Below are 17,100 nucleotides of genomic sequence, written 5' to 3'. Positions count from 1 at the left end.
CCTATGTACCATCCTTTAGAAGGGTTTCTGACTCGGCAGGGTATGTATTGTTTTAGTGACTGTGGCGATACCGTATCGGGACCAAACTGGGTCGATGGCGGGGCTGCGGAGGGATTTAACTTGGGTGTAGAGCCGATAATTACATTCAGGTACTACCAAACCTCAAACCAGCGGCCTATTCCGAGAAAATTTGCCGTACCTTTCACTATTTCGTTGGATTGGGATTAGTCACCAGGAGGGCTCATCCAGGTTAGCTGGGAGCTCTTGCTTTGGTTTTTCTTCCTGTAAGCTCCGGGCAGTGCTATGGGCAAACCTACTGTTCATCCTGTCTGGAGCTTTGTTGATGTTGCGTATATTCCTGATGTTGGCAGCGTTCTTCGGATTTACTGGAGTCGCGCTTGGCGCTTTCGCCGCGCATGGTTTGAAAAGCCAACTCACCGCGGACTACCTCGCCGTTTTTCAAACGGGTACTCATTACCAACTTATTCACGCCTTGGCATTGCTAGCTGTGGCCCTGCTTTCTTTGCATCTGCCGGGTCGTTTATTGAATGCCGCGGGTTGGATGTTTTGCTTAGGTATTGTGCTGTTTTCCGGCAGCCTTTATCTGTTAACGCTTACCGGCATTAGTCGGCTCGGCATCATTACTCCTTTCGGTGGCTTGTCATTCTTGGCCGGTTGGTTGTGTTTGGGTTTGGCTGCCTGGCGCACACAGGCTTGATCGCCTGAACCTGACCGCGGCGTCAATTGTGAGACGAATGGCGCGCCTTTGCCTTGGTCAACGCGTGTGTTGGGGCTAGAATGCCGGCCCCCTCACATTGTGATTGCCTGCCATGCGCATTCAGTTGAACGGTGAATCTTTCGAGTTGCCCGACGGCCAGACCGTCTCAGACCTGCTGGTCCGTCTGGACCTGACCGGTCGGCGTGTCGCCGTGGAGCTCAACTTGGATATCGTGCCACGCAGCCAGCACGAGGCAACCGTTCTGCGCGAGGGCGATGCCCTGGAAATCGTGCATGCCATCGGCGGCGGCTAGACCCCGCCTGCGCTTCCCGCTACCCCGTATTTGCGCCACAGCTGAAGAGGATTTCCGATGAGCCAATCTCGCACCGACAAGCCCTTTACCCTCGCCGGCCGGACTTACCAGTCGCGCCTGTTGGTAGGCACCGGCAAGTATCAGGATCTCGACGAAACCCGTCGTGCCATCGAGGCCTCCGGCGCCGAGATTGTCACTGTTGCGGTACGCCGCACGAACATCGGCCAGAACCCGGATGAGCCGAATCTGCTCGATGTCATTCCGCCAGACCGTTACACCATTCTGCCCAACACTGCCGGTTGCTATGACGCCGCCGAAGCCGTGCGCACCTGCCGGCTGGCCCGAGAGCTATTGGATGGCCACAAGCTGGTGAAGCTGGAAGTGCTGGCGGACCAGAAGACCCTGTTCCCCAATGTGATTGAAACCCTCAAGGCCGCCGAAGTGTTGGTCAAAGATGGGTTTGACGTCATGGTGTACACCAGCGACGACCCAATTATTGCCCGTCAATTGGCGGAAATGGGCTGCATCGCGGTTATGCCGTTGGCCGGCCTTATCGGCACTGGCTTGGGCATCTGCAATCCCTACAACCTGCGCATCATCCTCGAGGAAGCGAAAGTTCCGGTATTGGTCGATGCCGGTGTCGGTACTGCCTCAGATGCCACTATCGCGATGGAACTTGGCTGCGAAGCCGTGCTGATGAACAGCGCCATCGCCCATGCGCAAAATCCGGTGTTGATGGCTGAAGCCATGAAGCACGCCATCGTCGCCGGGCGCTTGGCTTACCTGGCTGGCCGTATGCCGAAAAAACTCTATGCCAGCGCGTCCTCGCCGCTGGATGGTCTGATCAAGTAAGAGCCGCCATGACTGAACCGCACGACATTCCCGAGCCCGAACACGCTGCCGAAACCGGCGAGCGCAAGCACCGCGCGATCAAGAGTTTTGTGATGCGCGCCGGGCGCATGACTGAAGGCCAGCAACGCGGCCTGGACATTGGCAAACCGTTATTTGTGCTGCCGCTGGCCGACGACTTCGTCGATTTCGATAAGGTGTTTGGTCGCTCTGCGCCGCGCACCCTGGAAATTGGTTTTGGCATGGGGCACTCCTTGCTAGAAATGGCTGCCGCTGCGCCGGAGCAGGATTTTATTGGCGTGGAAGTACACCGTCCCGGTGTAGGCGCACTGCTTAACGGCGTGCTAACCCAAGACCTGAAAAATCTGCGCGTGTACGACTGTGACGCCATCGAAGTACTCAAGCGCTGCGTGGCTGATGCCAGCCTTGATCGCCTGCTGCTGTTTTTCCCGGATCCTTGGCACAAGGCGCGCCACCACAAGCGTCGCATCGTGCAGGCCGAGTTCGCAGAGTTGGTTAGGCAAAAGCTGAAAGTTGGCGGTGTTTTGCACATGGCTACCGACTGGCAGCCGTATGCCGAGGTCATGCTGGAAGTAATGCAGGCTGCGCCCGGCTATCGCAATCAAGCGGCCGATGGCACGTATGTGCCGCGCCCTGAAGAACGCCCCGTTACCAAGTTCGAGCGCCGTGGCGAGCGGCTTGGCCATGGTGTTTGGGATCTCAAGTTCGAACGACTTGACTGATTTTTGCTGTAACTGCGCCAGCCCAATCTGCTGGCGCAAACCTTGTTGCCAATGCTTTGTTGCACCGTTGTTAAAACAGACCGGCTAGAGCTGGCTAACCTCACCACAGCAACACCCAAGACTGGCTGGATAAATAATAAAGGTGACGTGTCGTCATGACGTCCCAAGGAGAAAGTCTGTGTTGAGAAATATTGGAGTACTGCTGCTCGCGGTTTTTGCGCTCAATGCGCATGCCAAGGTCGACCCGGTGCAGGCCAACCGCCTGAACGGTGACCTCACGCCGCTGGGAGGCGAACGTAAAGGCAATGCTGCTGGCACCATCCCGGAGTGGAATGGTGGCCTGGCGCAGCCCATCCCTGGCTATAAACCCGGTATGCACCATCCCGACCCTTATGCTGGCGAGTCGGTGCAATTCGTGGTCAACAGCAAGAACGCGGCCCAATACCAGGCGCAATTGCCGTTAGGCCTGAAAACCTTGCTGGAAACCAACCCCGACTACTACCTGCGTGTGTTCCCTACTCACCGGAGTGCCGCGGCTCCCCAGCGTATCTACGATGCCACTCGCTATAACGCCCTCAACGCTGAGCTGATTTCCGGCGGCAATGGTGTGCAAGGCGCGGCGGCGGGCATTCCGTTTCCGGTGCCGCAGTCTGGCCAGGAAGCGATCTGGAACCACGTGATGCGGTATCGCGGCGAGCAGATTCACTTCGTCACCAACCAGGCGGCGGTGCTGTCCAACGGCGCTTACAACCTGCTCAAGCTGGACCGTGACATCTACTTCCGGTACGGCCGCGAAGGCATGACCCCCGGCGAACTCGACAACACCCTGTTCTTCTACAAGTACAGCGTGGTCGCGCCGGCCAAGCTTGCGGGCTCCGCCCTGGTAGTGCAGGAAACCCTCGATCAGGTTGAGGCTATCCGCAAGGCATGGCGCTTTAACCGTGGCGAGCGCCGCGTGCGTCGCCTACCGATGTTGGCCTTCGATACCCTGCAGCCTGATACCAACGGTATGGCCACCGCCGACATGGTCGACTCCTACAACGGCGCGCCTGACCGCTACGAGTGGAAGTTGGAAGGCAAAAAGGAAATGTTGGTGCCGTACAACAGCTACGCCGTGCATCAGAAAGGCATTCCTTACGACACCATCTTGAAGCCCACAAGCATCAACCCCGAGTTGTTGCGCTACGAACTGCATCGCGTGTGGATTGTTGAAGCTGAGCTGCGCAAAGGCTTTAGCCACCCGTACGCCAAGCGTCGCTTCTACCTTGATGAAGACAGCTGGCAGATCCTGGCGGTAGACCTGTACGACAAGGACGGCAAACTGGTTGGCCTGCAGGAAAGCCACCCGATCAGCTACTACGACGTCCCTATGTTCGGCAGCACGCTGGAAACCATCTACGACTTCGCCGGCAAGCGTTACTTCGCCGACGGGATGGATAACAACGAAATCATGTACGACTTCAACGCCAAGCTGGGGCCAGGTGATTTCACCCCTCAGGCGCTGCGCCGCGAAGGCAATTGATCCATTCCTAGTCGATAAAAAAGGCGCCTGATCAGGCGCCTTTTTCGTAGGGGGCAAACGATTGTTGTCGTTGGTCTCGTAGGGTGTGCTGCATTGCCTCAGTTACGGTCAGCAATCACGCCGATTAGGAAGAACACCAGCAGCAGTACCGGCGCCAGGGTGTAGTTATTGAAGTAGCCCAGGCCCTTGGCCACCCACGGGGTCAGAAAGATCATCGCCAGGCCGTAACCTATCGCGCAGATCAGTACGAACAGTAGGGTGCGGAAGATAAAGTTCAGGCCGCCGATGCGCTGCTGAATCCAGGTGTTGATGCCTGGCCCGAACAACACCAGCACGGTGGCCATGATCGCCAGGGAAATATCGTAGAGGTGCCCGCGGGTCCAGCGCGAAACCGTGGCGATCAGGTCGAGAAGCAGGTCCATCCGGTGTCCTTAGCCTCAGTGGGCAATCAAGTCAGCGCAAAAAGTACTGCAGCAGGTCATTGAGAAACAACTGGCCTTGAGGCGTTGCCACTAGGCGCGCGGGGTCGGCTACCAATAAGCCACGCTGTTGCGCCTGTTCGCGGGCCTTTGCGAAGTCCTCCAGCGGCAGACCGGTGCGTTGGCTAAACAGTTCAGCCGGCACGCCATCGGTCAGGCGCAAGGCATTCATCAAAAACTCAAACGGCAGCTCGTCCACGGTTAGCGCTTTGGCGCCGGCCTGGAAGTTTTTAGTCGGGTCCAGATAGTCCTTGGGCAGACGGGTTTTCCAACTGCGCAAAATTTGCCCATCCGGGCTGGTCAGCTTGGCGTGGGCGCCTGCGCCAATGCCGAGGAAATCGCCAAAGCTCCAGTAGTTGAGATTATGCCGCGCGCGTTTGCCGTCTTTGGCATAGGCCGACACTTCGTACTGGGCGTAACCGTGCTCGGCGAGGAGCGCTTGCCCGGCTTCTTGGATGTCCCACAGGGTGTCGTCCTCGGGTAGCACCGGCGGCTGGTTCCAGAACACCGTGTTCGGCTCCAGGGTCAGCTGATACCAAGACAAATGCGTCGGTGCCAGGGCAATGGCCTGGCGAATGTCGTTAAGTGCTTCGTCCAGCGACTGATCTGGCAGGCCGTGCATCAGGTCGAGGTTGAAGTTATCGAAGCCGGCGTTGCGCGCCATATCGGCGGCGCGCATGGCTTCATCACCATTGTGGATGCGGCCCAGCGCTTCAAGCTTGCTCTGCTGAAAGCTCTGCACGCCGATAGACAGCCGATTAATGCCCAACTGCCGGTAAGCGCGAAATTTGTTCTGCTCGAAGGTGCCGGGGTTGGCCTCCAGGGTGATTTCGATATCACTGGCGAAGCGGATTCTTTGCTGTACGCCTTCCAGCAAGCGCCCGAGCGCCTCGGCACTAAACAGGCTTGGGGTGCCACCGCCAAAGAAGATCGAGGTCAGTTCGCGGCCATGGGCCAGCGGCAGGTCTCGGTCGAGGTCGGCGAGCAGGGCGTCGACATACTCGGTTTCGGGCAACACCGGGCTGGCGGTATGGGAGTTGAAGTCGCAGTACGGGCATTTGCGCACGCACCAGGGAATATGGATATACAGCGCCAGTGGCGGCATCTGCAGCAGGCTGTGGGCCTTAGTGGCGGGCGGAAAAATCAGCCCGCGGTCAGAGTCGTTCATGCCAAGCCCAGACGCTCGCGCAGCAACGCCATGGCGCGGGCGCGGTGGCTCAATTGGTTTTTCTCGGCGGGGGTGAGCACGGCGCTGGAGCAGTTGCGCTCGGGTACCCAGAACAGCGGGTCGTAACCAAAGCCGTGTTCACCTTCGGCCTGCTCGAGAATGCGCCCGTGCCACAGGCCTTCGCAGATGATTGGCAGTGGGTCGTCGGCATGCCGGACCAAGGCCAGGCAGCAGACAAACTGGGCGCCGCGCTGTTCTGCCGGCAAACCCTTGAGGGCCAGCAGCAGCTTGGCGTTGTTGGCTGCATCGCCCTGGCCATCGGCATAGCGCGCCGAATAAATTCCGGGCGCGCCACCGAGGGCGTCCACCGCCAAACCTGAGTCGTCGGCCAGCGCCGGCAGGCCGGATACTCGGGCGGCATTACGCGCTTTAAGAATGGCGTTTTCGATAAACGACAAACCAGTTTCTTCCGGCTCGATTTGGCTGAACTCACCCACTGAGCGCACGTGCACGGCATCGCCAAGCATGGCCTGCAGTTCTTTGAGCTTGCCGGCGTTATGGCTGGCCAGCACCAGTTGGCTGAGGTCGATCACTGTGCCTGTCATTTATCGTCCGGGAAAAATTCTTGGTTGAAGTCGATGCTGTTTTCGCTGCCTTCACCGACGCGTACTTTCAGGCTGAAACGCAGCACTTCGCGCTGCTCGAAAGGGAATTGCGCGAGGTAATAAATCGCGCCGCTTTCGGCTACCTGCTTGAACTCCAGCGGGCGCGCTTTGCCTAGCAGGTCGGTTACGGTGCCGGTGACGGTGGCGCTGCTGGCTTTGCCGCTTTTCAGAACGGCGACGTTCAGCACGCCAAGGGTTTTGCTACGGGTTAGCCCGGCAGCGGCGGCGATATCGGGCTGGAGAAAACCGGAGTTAAAAGCGTTGTAGTGCACATCCAGTTCGCCAAAGCTGGCTTTGCGCTCGGCGGCAGCCGGCAAGGCCAAACACAGGGCGAGGACGAATAGGGCGAGGCGACGCATGATTGCTCTCCTAAAACAGTGGCGCGTTATATGGCGAAGCGGTGTTCCAACACGCCTGGGCCGCTGACGCGATAAATGCCGATTTCACCCAACAGATTAGGCCACATCCGCGCGGCGAGACTGTTGCGGTGCAAGTGGTCGACGGCTAGGCGGTCGAGCACTTTGACGCTGCGCTCCAGGCACAGGGCTTCAAAGTCTTTAAAGGTGCAGAAGTGGATGTTCGGCGTGTTGTACCAGGTGTACGGCATAAAGTCCGACACCGGCATGCGCCCATTGCGCGCCAGGTAGTAGCGGCAGCGCCAGTGGCCGAAGTTGGGGAAGGTGATGATGCACTGACGGCCAACGCGGAGCATTTCTTCCAGAATTTTGTCCGGGTACTGCACCGCTTGCAGCGCCTGGGTCATGACCACCACGTCAAAGCTGTTGCTGGCGAAATTGCCCAAACCCAGGTCGAGGTTTTGCTCAATGACGTTGACACCCTTGGTCACGCATTCGGCAATGTTGTCCGGGTCGATCTCCAGCCCGTAGCCGGTCACTTGTTTGTTGTCGCGCAGCCAAGCCAATAGCTCGCCATTGCCGCAGCCCAAGTCCAGCACGCGGCTGCCGGCGGGTATCCAGTCTTGGATGATTTCCAGATCGGCTCTCACGGCAATCCTCAGAGGCTGATGCGGTTCATGTAACCGCTGAATGCTTGCAGGTAACGGGGAATCGGCATCAAAAAGGCGTCATGACCTTGCGGTGCATCGACTTCCAGGTAGCAGACGTTTTTCCGCGCGGCCATCAGCGCATCGACGATTTCCCGCGAGCGCGCTGGCGAAAAGCGCCAGTCGGTGGTGAAGGAGATCACGCAGAAGTCGGCTTTGACCCCGGCCAGGGTTTTCGCCAGGTCGCCGCCGTGGGCGGCAGCCGGGTCGAAGTAGTCCAGCGCCTTGGTCATCAGCAAATAGGTGTTGGCGTCAAAGCGCCCGGAGAACTCTTCGCCCTGATAGCGCAGGTAGCTTTCCACCTGAAACTCGACGCTGTGGAAGTCGTAGTTAAGTTTTTCGCTTTTCAGCCCCCGGCCGAATTTCTCGCCCATGGCGTCGTCGGACAGGTAGGTGATATGGCCCACCATGCGCGCCAGCATCAGGCCGCGCTTGGGAATCACGTTTTGTTCCTGAAAATGGCCGCCGTGGAATTCCGGGTCGGACAAAATCGCCTGGCGTGCCACCTCGTTAAAGGCAATGTTCTGCGCCGACAGTTTGGGCGCGGAGGCAATGGCCAGGCAGTGACGAATACGGCCGGGGTAGCTGATGGCCCACTGCATGGCTTGCATGCCGCCGAGACTGCCGCCCACCACCGCCGCCCATTGGGCAATGCCCAAACGGTCAGCCAGCAACGCCTGGCTGTTGACCCAATCCTCGACGGTCAATACCGGGAAGTCGGCGCCATAGGGTTTGCCTGTGGCGGCGTTGACGCTGGAGGGGCCGGTGGAGCCATTACAGCCGCCAAGGTTATTCAGGCTGACGACAAAAAAGCGGTTGGTGTCGATGGCTTTGCCGGGGCCGATGCAGCTGTCCCACCAGCCCGGTTTGCGCTCTTCGGTACTGTGGTAGCCCGCGGCGTGGTGATGGCCCGAGAGTGCATGGCAAATCAGCACGGCATTGCTGCGCGCTGCATTCAACTGGCCGTAGGTCTCGTACACCAGGCTGTAGTCGCCCAGGCTGCGGCCACAGGCCAACGCCAATGGCTCGGCAAAGTGTTCAACCTGAGGGGTGACCAGACCAACAGAATCTTCGGGAAAGGCGGTGGGCATCGACCCTGCTCTCACAAAAAGGAGGCGCCAGTCTAAAGAGCACCGCCCCCTGCGGCAAGCGCGGGGGCGGCGGGCTAAGGCTCTGAATTGTCACGGCAAACGTGAGCTGACGCAGAGACTGTGTTACTCGCCGAGATGGGCTTGGCGATTGGAGGAAGGCAACGTCACCACTCTGCCTTGGCGCGAAATCGGCGCCGGGCGGCGCAAGGTGCGCAGCATGTCGTTGGCCTGGCTGAGTTGCAGCTCCAGTTCTTTCATATAACGGAGCATTTGCTGGCTACGTACGCGCGCTTGCTGGGTGTTCTGCGCCAGCGACTTAAGCCGCAGCATGTGGGTTTCCAGCAGCTGTTTGTGTTCAAGGGTGTGTTGCATCAGCGGCATCAGCGCATCACCAGCCCATTGCTCGACTTCGCGGCGCAAGCGTTGGTGCAGGCCGATGACTTCCTGCACCAGGGTGGCGAAGAAGCGTTTGGTCAGGGTGCGTTGTTCGGTCAGCAGGGTTTTAAAGTGCAGGCGGAATTGGTCGGCCTTGCCTCGCTGCGCCTTGAGCTCGCGCTGGTAGCGTTTGATGTTGAACTGCGGGGCATCGACGCCATTGAGTGGATTTTCTTCGTTGTGGCGGCGGTAGATGGCCGAAACCATTTTGTTGGCCATTTCCACTTCCTGGCCGAGGTTGGCCAAGTCGTGCTCCACGGAGCGGAAGAAGTGCAGGATCGCCTGGTTGATGCCCAAGGTCGTCCAACTGCCGGTGAGGTTGGTGCGCACCTTGTTCAGGTGTTCCTCCAAGCGCTCGGAGCGGGCGGCGTTGCGCAGTAAATCGCCCTGACGCTTAAGCAGGCGCTGGTTGGTTTTCAGCCCCAGCAGGCGGCGGTGATGCTGGCTGTGGTCGTCTTTGGTTTTGGCGGTCAGTTCAAACAGCAACTGGCCGTTGTCCTGTTGGTGCGTGGTCAGCAGGGTTTGCTGCTCGCGGACTTTTTCCAGGCGCAGGTTCAATACGTGCTGGCTGTTCTGCAACAGAGCGAGCACCTGATTGACCACACGGTCCTCCAGCAGGCGTTCTTTCTGCGCGACGATGCGCTCGCACAGCAGGTTTTCCAGGTGGCCCAACTGGCTGCGATCCAGCAGCGCCTGGTCTTTGCGCACCTTGGCTAGCAAGGCTTGCTTGGCCGACAGCGGCAACACATCTTCAATGCCAATGCCCAGTTGCTTGGCGGTGGCGACCTGAATCTGGCTGATGGCGTTCTGCACAAAGGTTTCGCCAGCCAGGTCATCCCAGAGCACGTCGATTTTGTTCAGCACGGCAAACAGGCTGGTTTGGGTTTCTTCGTCGAGCTGGCGGATATGGGTTTGCCATACCGCCATATCGCTGGCCGTCACGCCGGTATCGGCAGACAGCAGAAAGATGATTGCCTGAGCGCTGGGCAGCATCGACAGGGTCAGTTCCGGCTCGCTACCCAGGGCGTTCAGGCCAGGGGTATCGAGAATACGCAGACCCTGGCGCAGCAGCGGGTGATCGAAGTTGACGATGGCGTGACGCCAGGCCGGCACCAGCACCTGGCCAGGTTTGCCGGCGCTTTCCAGCATGTCTGGGTGGAAGCCCAGCTGAATGGCTTGTTCAACCGGCATGGGCTTGGTCTTCGCCACTTGGGTGAAGGCCTGCACCATATTGTCGGGGTCGCTGATATCCAGCGGAATGTTCACCCAATGCCGTGGAATACGCTTGAACTGCGCCACGCTGGCGTCGGTCATGCGTGTTTCGATGGGCAGCAAGCGGATATAGGAGCGTTCCGAGCGCGGGTCGAAAAACAGCTCGGTCGGGCACATGGTGGTGCGCCCAGCGTGAGACGGCAGCATGCGCTGGCCGTACTCGGAGAAGAACAGGCTATTGATCAGCTCGGTTTTGCCGCGGGAGAACTCGCCGACAAAGGCCAGGGTGATGTGGTCGGTACGCAGAGTGCGCAAGGCGCGGTCGAGTTTGGCTTCGACGGCGTCGTTGGTCAGGCGATTGGTCGCCAACCAGCTGCGATAACGGGTGATTTCGCGCATCAAGCCGCGCTTCCAACCCACGTATGCACTGACCTGTTGGCTGAGACGTTCCATGCTCATTCCTGCACTCCTGTCGGCAACGCATCCTGCGACTGATTTTGAAAGATCATCGGCTGGCCAATCAGCCGCTGCAAGCGCCTGCGCCGCACTCTGTGATGGGTGCACGCTAGGGATGGCAGCTTGCCATTGTCGGGCATTATGCGGGAAGCATCCTACGCGTCAATCGGACTACTAGCGCAGCCCGCCTTAAGGTCGGGCTGCGGCACCGAGCGGTAGGTGGGGGGTTACAGCAGCATACGCAGTACGTCGGGCATGCCACTCATGATCATCAGGTTTTGAATCACCAGCATGTCCAGCAGCTTGAGCGCGAGAAAGGCAAAGATCGGCGACAGATCCAGGCCGCCCATGCTCGGCAAGATGCGCCGAATCGGCGACAACACGGGCTCACAGATCTGGTTAATCAGTTCCACACCTGGATTGTGGCTACCCTGGGCGACCCAGGAGAGGATCACGCTGATGATCAAGGCAAAGAAAAACACCTTGAGGAACAGCGCGGTGATGCCAATCAGCGACCAGATCAGCATTTGCACCGGGTTGGCGAAAACGCCGTAGGTGAGCAGGATGGTCAGGGCGATAAGGATGAACTGCAGCAGAATGGCCAGCACCAGGGAGGCGATATCCAGGCCGCCGAAGCCTGGAATAATCTTGCGCAGCGGTTTCAGCAACGGCTGGGTGGCGCGCACGATGAACTGACACAGTGGGTTGTAGAAGTTGGCCCGCACCAGTTGCAGGATAAAGCGCAGCAGCACGATCAACAGGTACATGCTGCCCAGGGTTTGCAAGATGTAAACGGCAGCAGTGTTCAATCCAATCATCATCAGCTCCTTATTGGCCCAATTGCTCGGCCAGTTCCGCCGAGCGATGTGCTGCGGCGTTGAGTGCTTGCTCGACCAGGGCTTCAAAGCCGCCAGCCTGAAAGGTTTTGATCGCCGCTTCCGTAGTGCCGGCCGGCGAGGTCACGCGGCGGCGCAGTTCGGCAGCGTCGACATCACTGGCCACGGCCATACGCGCGGCGCCAAGGGCGGTTTGCAAGGTCAACTGCGCGGCGGTAGCGGCGGGCAGGCCGAGCTTTTCGCCGGCGGCAGTCATCGCCTCTATTAATAAGAAGAAGTAGGCCGGGCCGCTACCAGATACGGCGGTCACCGCGTCGATCAGATGTTCTTCATCCAGCCACAGAGCGACACCAACGGCGCTGAGCAATTGCTCGGCTTGCTGGCGCTGTGCGCTAGAGACCCCGACATTGGCAAACAAGCCGCTCACGCCCTGACGCAACAGCGCCGGGGTATTGGGCATGCAGCGAACGATGGCGCGGGTCGGCGCCTCGGGAGTGCTCAGCCAGGTTTGCAGGCTGGCGCAGGTGATGCCGGCGGCAATCGAGACGATCAGCTGGTTGCTCGTCAGTTCGGGCGCCAGCGCCAGGCACACGGTTTTCATCGCCTGGGGTTTTACTGCCAGCACCACCACATCGGCACCGCGCACGGCATCGGCGTTATCGGCAAAGACGCTGATGCCATGTTCGGCCGCGACCTTGTTGCGGTTTTCAACGCCAGGGTCGCCGGCGCTGATCAACTTGTTATCCATGCCCTGGGCGCGCAGGCCGCCGATCAGACTGGCAGCCATGTTGCCGGCACCAATAAAGGCAATACGGGGGTTGCTCATAAAACGCTTCCTTTAATCAGGCACGGGTTACGGTGGTTCATGCAGTGGGTTGCCCGTAATCACGGGCGCCAAACAGCGCGGTGCCGATACGCACCCAGGTGGCGCCTTCGGCGATGGCAGCTTCCAGGTCGTGGCTCATGCCCATCGACAGCGTGTCGAGTTCAGGCATGCCGAGGCTGGCCTGCAACTGGCGCACGGTGGCAAAGGCCTCGTGCTGGGCGCAGGTATCATCGGTAGGTTCGGGAATCGTCATCAGGCCGCGTAGGTTCAGGCGTGGCAGTTGCGCCACGGCAGCCGCCAGCGCGGGTAAGTCTTCAGGCGCGCAGCCGGATTTGCTCGCCTCACCGCTGACGTTTACCTGCAGGCAGATATTCAGCGGCGGCAAGTGCGCGGGACGTTGTTCGGAGAGGCGTTGGGCGATTTTCAGGCGGTCCACCGAATGTACCCAGTCGAAATGCTCGGCTATGGCTTTGGTCTTGTTCGACTGGATGGGGCCGATGAAGTGCCAAATCAAGGCCAGGTCGCTGAGTTCGGCCTGTTTACCGAGTGCCTCTTGCAGGTAGTTTTCGCCAAAATCGCGCAGGCCGGCGGCGAAGGCTTCACGAACGGCCTCGGCGGGTTTGGTTTTGCTCACGGCCAACAGGCCAACCTGATGAAAATCTCGCTGCGAGGCTTGCGCCGCCTCACGGATACGCTCACCGAGCTTTGCAATATTCTCTGCTATCGTGGACATTACCTACACCAGCCGCCTGTGGTTGAGCGGCATTCTACCTGCTCTCTTGTCATTTGATGCTCGTCATTAGACGCACTTAATTAGGGAATTCCATGGATATCACTGAGCTGCTCGCCTTCAGCGCGAAACAGGGCGCTTCGGACCTGCACCTCTCGGCGGGTTTGCCGCCGATGATCCGGGTCGACGGCGATGTCCGCCGCATCAATCTGCCGGCACTGGACCACAAGCAAGTGCACGCGCTGATCTACGACATCATGAACGACAAGCAGCGCAAGGATTTCGAAGAATTCCTCGAGACTGACTTCTCCTTTGAAGTGCCAGGCGTGGCGCGTTTCCGGGTTAACGCCTTTAACCAGAACCGTGGTGCCGGTGCGGTATTTCGGACCATTCCCTCCAAGGTTTTGTCCATGGAAGACCTGGGCATGGGCGAAATCTTCAAGAAGATTTCCGACGTGCCCCGTGGCCTGGTGTTGGTCACCGGGCCGACCGGTTCGGGCAAATCGACAACCCTTGCGGCCATGCTCGACTACATCAATAGCAACAAATACCACCACATCCTTACGGTGGAAGACCCGATCGAATTCGTTCACGAATCGAAAAAGTGCCTGATCAACCAGCGTGAAGTGCACCGCGACACCCTCGGGTTTAGCGAAGCCCTGCGTTCGGCACTGCGGGAAGACCCGGACATCATCCTGGTGGGTGAGATGCGTGACCTGGAAACCATCCGCCTGGCGCTAACCGCTGCGGAAACCGGGCACTTGGTATTCGGCACCCTGCACACCACCTCGGCGGCAAAAACCATCGACCGCGTGGTTGACGTATTCCCGGCCGAAGAAAAGTCCATGGTGCGTTCCATGCTTTCCGAGTCGTTGCAGTCGGTTATCTCCCAGACCCTGCTGAAAAAGATTGGCGGCGGCCGCGTTGCGGCCCACGAAATCATGATCGGCACCCCGGCCATCCGAAACCTGATTCGCGAAGACAAAGTGGCGCAGATGTATTCCGCCATCCAGACCGGTGGCTCGCTGGGCATGCAGACCCTCGACTCGTGCCTTAAAGGCCTGGTCGCCAAAGGTTTGGTTTCCCGCGATGCGGCGAAAGAAAAGGCGAAAACCCCGGAAAATTTCTGACGCATATCCCATCCTGCAGGTCTGCCCGCTTGGAAGTGCGCGGCAGACAGCAGAATATGCACAGCTCTGACAGAACGGTTGCGCTACACGCGCGCAACCGATTGCCCTATGGGGTGGCGGTAGCCTTCGGTTGCCGTGGCAAGGTTGCGTGATAGGCGAGAACTTCGATGGAATTTGAAAAGCTTCTGCGTTTGATGGTCGAGAAAGGCGGTTCCGACCTGTTTATCACCGCAGGCGTGCCGCCTTCGATGAAGGTCAACGGCAAGATCATGCCGATTACCAAAACACCGATGTCGCCCGAACAGGCCCGTGAAACCGTGCATGCGGTGATGAACGAGCAACAACGCCGCGACTTCGCCGAAAACCACGAATGCAACTTCGCCATTAGCGCGCGTGGCATCGGCCGTTTCCGCGTCAGCGCGTTCTACCAGCGTAACCTGGCCGGCATGGTGCTGCGTCGGATCGAAACCAATATTCCGACCCTCGAAGACCTCAAGCTGCCGGAAGTGCTGAAGAAACTGGCACTGACCAAGCGCGGCCTGGTGTTGTTTGTGGGGGCGACCGGTACCGGTAAATCTACCTCGCTGGCGGCGATGATCGGCTACCGCAACAAGAACAGCAGCGGCCACATCATCTCCATCGAAGACCCGATCGAATATATCCACCAGCACCAGAGCTGCATCGTCACGCAGCGCGAAGTGGGCATCGACACCGAGTCGTTTGAAGTGGCGCTAAAGAACACCCTGCGCCAGGCGCCGGACGTAATTCTGATTGGTGAGGTGCGTACCCGCGAAACCATGGATCACGCTGTGGCCTTCGCCGAAACCGGGCACTTGTGCCTGGCCACGCTGCACGCCAACAACGCCAACCAGGCGCTGGACCGCATCATTAACTTCTTCCCCGCCGACCGTCAGCAGCAGGTGTGGATGGACTTGTCCTTGAACCTCAAGGCCATCGTCGCCCAGCAACTGATTCCGACCCCGGACGGCAAGGGCCGCCGCGCGGTAATCGAGGTGTTGATCAACACCCCACTGGCGGCCGACTTGATTCGTAAAGGCGAAGTGCACGAACTCAAAGCGCTGATGAAGCGCTCCACCGAGCAAGGCATGCAGACCTTCGACCAGGCGCTGTACCAGCTGTATAGCCAGGGCGAAATCACCTACGAAGATTCGTTGGCCTATGCCGACTCGGCGAACGACCTGCGCTTGATGATCAAGCTGGGTTCGGAAACCGATGGCGATCACCTGACCAGCATGTCGCAAGGGCTGTCGCTGGAAATTGGCGACGAAGACAACGGCGGCCGGCGGTTCCGCTAGCTCACGGCATGGCAAGCTATTGAACCGTTGACCGTCATCCCCGCGCAGGCGGGGATCCAGGCTCGCAGCATCAACCTCATTCGCCGCAACATTCTGGATCCCGCCTACGCGGGGACGACGGCAGACTATCAGCGCGTAGTCACGCGCAACTGCGGCTCGCTACTGGGCAATACGCGCTTGGCCATGGCGTAGTGGCTTTTCCAGTAGGGCTTGTTAAGGGTGTCGATGGTGACCGACTTGCCGCCTCGCGGCGCATGGATAAAGCGGTCATTACCCAGATAAATCGCCACGTGGTTTACGCGCCGGCTACGGATGTTGAAAAACAGCAGATCGCCGGGCTTTAGCTGGCTGCGCGAGATTTTCTCGCCGTCTTCGCGGGCCATCTGGTTTGAGGTGCGCGATAGGTCAACGTCGTCGATGTCGTTAAAGGCGTAACGCACCAGACCGCTGCAATCAAAACCCTTCTCCGGCGACGTGCCGCCCCAGCGATAGCGCACACCCAGGGTGTTAACGGCGCGGCCGAGCACGGCGCTGCTGTTTTTCGCTTCCTGGGTTTTGGCCGCCAGAACCGGTTGCGCTGGAGCGTTGCTCTGGGCGGGTTTGGCGCTGGATTCGCCAGTGGATGCAGTGCGCCCGGTGGCATGGGCAGGGAGTGGCTGGTATCGATTAGTCGCCTCGGCGGCGAGCGGTAAACACAGACAAAAAGTCAGCCATGTGAATAAAAAAGGACGCATATGGCAGGGCTCAGGTTTAACGGAGCGCAACTTTATAACAGCTTTTTTGCTCAGTTTTTGACCATTGGTCGATTGGAACTCGGGTCCGATGAGGGAAAAGCAGGGATAAAGCGCGGCTTTTCCCGACTTTGTAGTGACTAACCCTGGGCGTTTCGTTGGGGCGAATTTCGCCCTCAACGCTTTCGTCATCCCCGCGTAGGCGGGGATCCACAAACGTCCAGGTGAATGCCGTTTGCTTGCCGTGCACCGCATCTGGGTTCCCGCCTGCGCGGGGACGACGGAGGTTAGGCAACCCTTTCGTGCTACGCAGGTCGAAGCTGCAATCGCCACGAGGAGGCAAAGCATGAACGTAGCCAAAGATACCCATAGCAAGCTGATCGGCTATCTGCTGTGGATATTCGGTTTTCTCGGTGCCCACCGCTTCTACTATGGCAAGCCGGTAACCGGCACTATCTGGTTTTTCACCTTTGGCCTGCTGTTTGTGGGCTGGATCATCGACCTGTTTTTGATTCCGTCGATGGATCGCGAAGCGGACCTGCGCTTTAACGCTGGCGGTCTGGACTATAACGTCGCCTGGATTCTGCTGACCTTCCTTGGCGTGTTTGGCGTGCACCGCATGTACCAAGGCAAATGGATTACCGGCCTTATCTACCTGTGCACGGGTGGGCTGTTTTTCGTTGGGGTTCTGTACGACTTCTGGACGCTTAACGGCCAGGTATCCGAGCGCAACACCGCTCAGCACATTTAACGCGCTCCGCAGGCTGTGCTGCGCGCACCAAGTGATCTTTTGTGTTTGCGTTGGTGCGCACAGCAC

19 protein-coding genes are annotated in these 17,100 nt (G+C 59.1%); 8 read left to right on the top strand and 11 right to left on the bottom strand.

All coding sequences use genetic code 11. The annotated features are described in order from the left end of the window. Nucleotides 1–343 precede the first annotated feature (343 nt). The 5 genes from AAAB16_RS09765 to AAAB16_RS09745 all read left to right on the top strand — a co-directional run bounded on the left by AAAB16_RS09765 (nt 344) and on the right by AAAB16_RS09745 (nt 4,145). Nucleotides 344–718 carry a DUF423 domain-containing protein gene (locus tag AAAB16_RS09765; RefSeq protein ID WP_340663151.1) on the top strand — a complete coding sequence of 125 codons (375 nt, stop codon included), beginning with the start codon at nt 344–346 and terminating at the stop codon, nt 716–718. A 112-nt stretch (nt 719–830) separates the two neighbouring features. Continuing rightward, on the top strand, nt 831–1,031 hold the full coding sequence (gene thiS, locus AAAB16_RS09760; RefSeq protein ID WP_340663150.1) for a sulfur carrier protein ThiS: 201 nt from the start codon (nt 831–833) through the stop codon (nt 1,029–1,031). Nucleotides 1,032–1,088: 57 nt separating this feature from the next. Next, nucleotides 1,089–1,883, top strand: coding sequence for a thiazole synthase (locus tag AAAB16_RS09755; RefSeq protein WP_340663149.1), 795 nt, complete (start codon nt 1,089–1,091; stop codon nt 1,881–1,883). 92 nt (nt 1,884–1,975) lie between these two features. Then, entirely contained in the window at nt 1,976–2,623 is a 648-nt protein-coding gene (trmB, locus tag AAAB16_RS09750; protein ID WP_340663155.1) for a tRNA (guanosine(46)-N7)-methyltransferase TrmB, read from the top strand. 178 nt (nt 2,624–2,801) lie between these two features. Then, nucleotides 2,802–4,145, top strand: coding sequence for a DUF1329 domain-containing protein (locus AAAB16_RS09745; RefSeq protein ID WP_340663148.1), 1,344 nt, complete (start codon nt 2,802–2,804; stop codon nt 4,143–4,145). 98 nt (nt 4,146–4,243) lie between these two features. Here the strand turns inward: AAAB16_RS09745 and AAAB16_RS09740 are convergent, their stop codons facing one another. From AAAB16_RS09740 to AAAB16_RS09695, 10 genes are all read right to left on the bottom strand, one after another. Then, the gene (locus AAAB16_RS09740; protein WP_108095001.1) at nt 4,244–4,567 is read right to left on the bottom strand and encodes a DUF3392 domain-containing protein; all 324 of its coding nucleotides are present in this window, start codon (nt 4,565–4,567) and stop codon (nt 4,244–4,246) included. A 31-nt stretch (nt 4,568–4,598) separates the two neighbouring features. After that, nucleotides 4,599–5,729: a radical SAM family heme chaperone HemW gene (gene hemW, locus AAAB16_RS09735; RefSeq protein WP_340663154.1), complete on the bottom strand. Its 1,131-nt coding sequence runs from the start codon at nt 5,727–5,729 to the stop codon at nt 4,599–4,601. Nucleotides 5,730–5,788: 59 nt separating this feature from the next. Further along, nucleotides 5,789–6,385, bottom strand: a complete 597-nt coding sequence (gene rdgB, locus AAAB16_RS09730; protein ID WP_340663153.1) for an RdgB/HAM1 family non-canonical purine NTP pyrophosphatase — start codon at nt 6,383–6,385, stop codon at nt 5,789–5,791. Between the two features lie 8 nt (nt 6,386–6,393). Further along, complete coding sequence (locus AAAB16_RS09725) at nt 6,394–6,816, bottom strand: DUF4426 domain-containing protein (protein ID WP_340663147.1); 423 nt, start codon at nt 6,814–6,816, stop codon at nt 6,394–6,396. A gap of 26 nt (nt 6,817–6,842) precedes the next feature. Continuing rightward, a complete protein-coding gene (metW, locus tag AAAB16_RS09720) occupies nt 6,843–7,463 on the bottom strand; it encodes a methionine biosynthesis protein MetW (protein ID WP_110615324.1) in 621 nt (206 codons plus the stop codon). Between the two features lie 8 nt (nt 7,464–7,471). Continuing rightward, entirely contained in the window at nt 7,472–8,611 is a 1,140-nt protein-coding gene (locus AAAB16_RS09715; RefSeq protein WP_340663146.1) for a homoserine O-acetyltransferase, read from the bottom strand. A gap of 123 nt (nt 8,612–8,734) precedes the next feature. Continuing rightward, entirely contained in the window at nt 8,735–10,717 is a 1,983-nt protein-coding gene (locus AAAB16_RS09710; RefSeq protein ID WP_340663145.1) for a dynamin-like GTPase family protein, read from the bottom strand. Between the two features lie 224 nt (nt 10,718–10,941). Then, complete coding sequence (locus AAAB16_RS09705; protein WP_340663144.1) at nt 10,942–11,532, bottom strand: YggT family protein; 591 nt, start codon at nt 11,530–11,532, stop codon at nt 10,942–10,944. 10 nt (nt 11,533–11,542) lie between these two features. Continuing rightward, nucleotides 11,543–12,376, bottom strand: coding sequence for a pyrroline-5-carboxylate reductase (gene proC / locus AAAB16_RS09700; protein WP_340663143.1), 834 nt, complete (start codon nt 12,374–12,376; stop codon nt 11,543–11,545). A 37-nt stretch (nt 12,377–12,413) separates the two neighbouring features. Continuing rightward, on the bottom strand, nt 12,414–13,109 hold the full coding sequence (locus AAAB16_RS09695) for a YggS family pyridoxal phosphate-dependent enzyme (protein ID WP_340663142.1): 696 nt from the start codon (nt 13,107–13,109) through the stop codon (nt 12,414–12,416). Nucleotides 13,110–13,201: 92 nt separating this feature from the next. Here AAAB16_RS09695 and pilT point away from each other — a divergent pair, with 92 nt between their 5' ends. After that, a complete protein-coding gene (gene pilT, locus AAAB16_RS09690; protein WP_340663141.1) occupies nt 13,202–14,236 on the top strand; it encodes a type IV pilus twitching motility protein PilT in 1,035 nt (344 codons plus the stop codon). 167 nt (nt 14,237–14,403) lie between these two features. Continuing rightward, nucleotides 14,404–15,552: a PilT/PilU family type 4a pilus ATPase gene (locus tag AAAB16_RS09685; protein ID WP_340663140.1), complete on the top strand. Its 1,149-nt coding sequence runs from the start codon at nt 14,404–14,406 to the stop codon at nt 15,550–15,552. Between the two features lie 128 nt (nt 15,553–15,680). On the opposite strand, the gene AAAB16_RS09680 is transcribed toward AAAB16_RS09685, so the two are convergent. After that, nucleotides 15,681–16,286 (bottom strand): C40 family peptidase, encoded by a 606-nt coding sequence (locus tag AAAB16_RS09680; protein ID WP_340663139.1) that lies wholly within the window; start codon nt 16,284–16,286, stop codon nt 15,681–15,683. A gap of 343 nt (nt 16,287–16,629) precedes the next feature. Here AAAB16_RS09680 and AAAB16_RS09675 point away from each other — a divergent pair, with 343 nt between their 5' ends. Continuing rightward, on the top strand, nt 16,630–17,034 hold the full coding sequence (locus tag AAAB16_RS09675; RefSeq protein ID WP_340663138.1) for a TM2 domain-containing protein: 405 nt from the start codon (nt 16,630–16,632) through the stop codon (nt 17,032–17,034). Nucleotides 17,035–17,100 lie beyond the last annotated feature (66 nt).

Source organism: Pseudomonas sp. (assembly GCF_037994325.1).
In the GTDB taxonomy this organism is placed as follows: Bacteria; Pseudomonadota; Gammaproteobacteria; order Pseudomonadales; family Pseudomonadaceae; genus Aquipseudomonas.
Note: the sequence above shows the minus strand (reverse complement) of the source record. Positions and strands in the feature narration are given on the sequence as shown.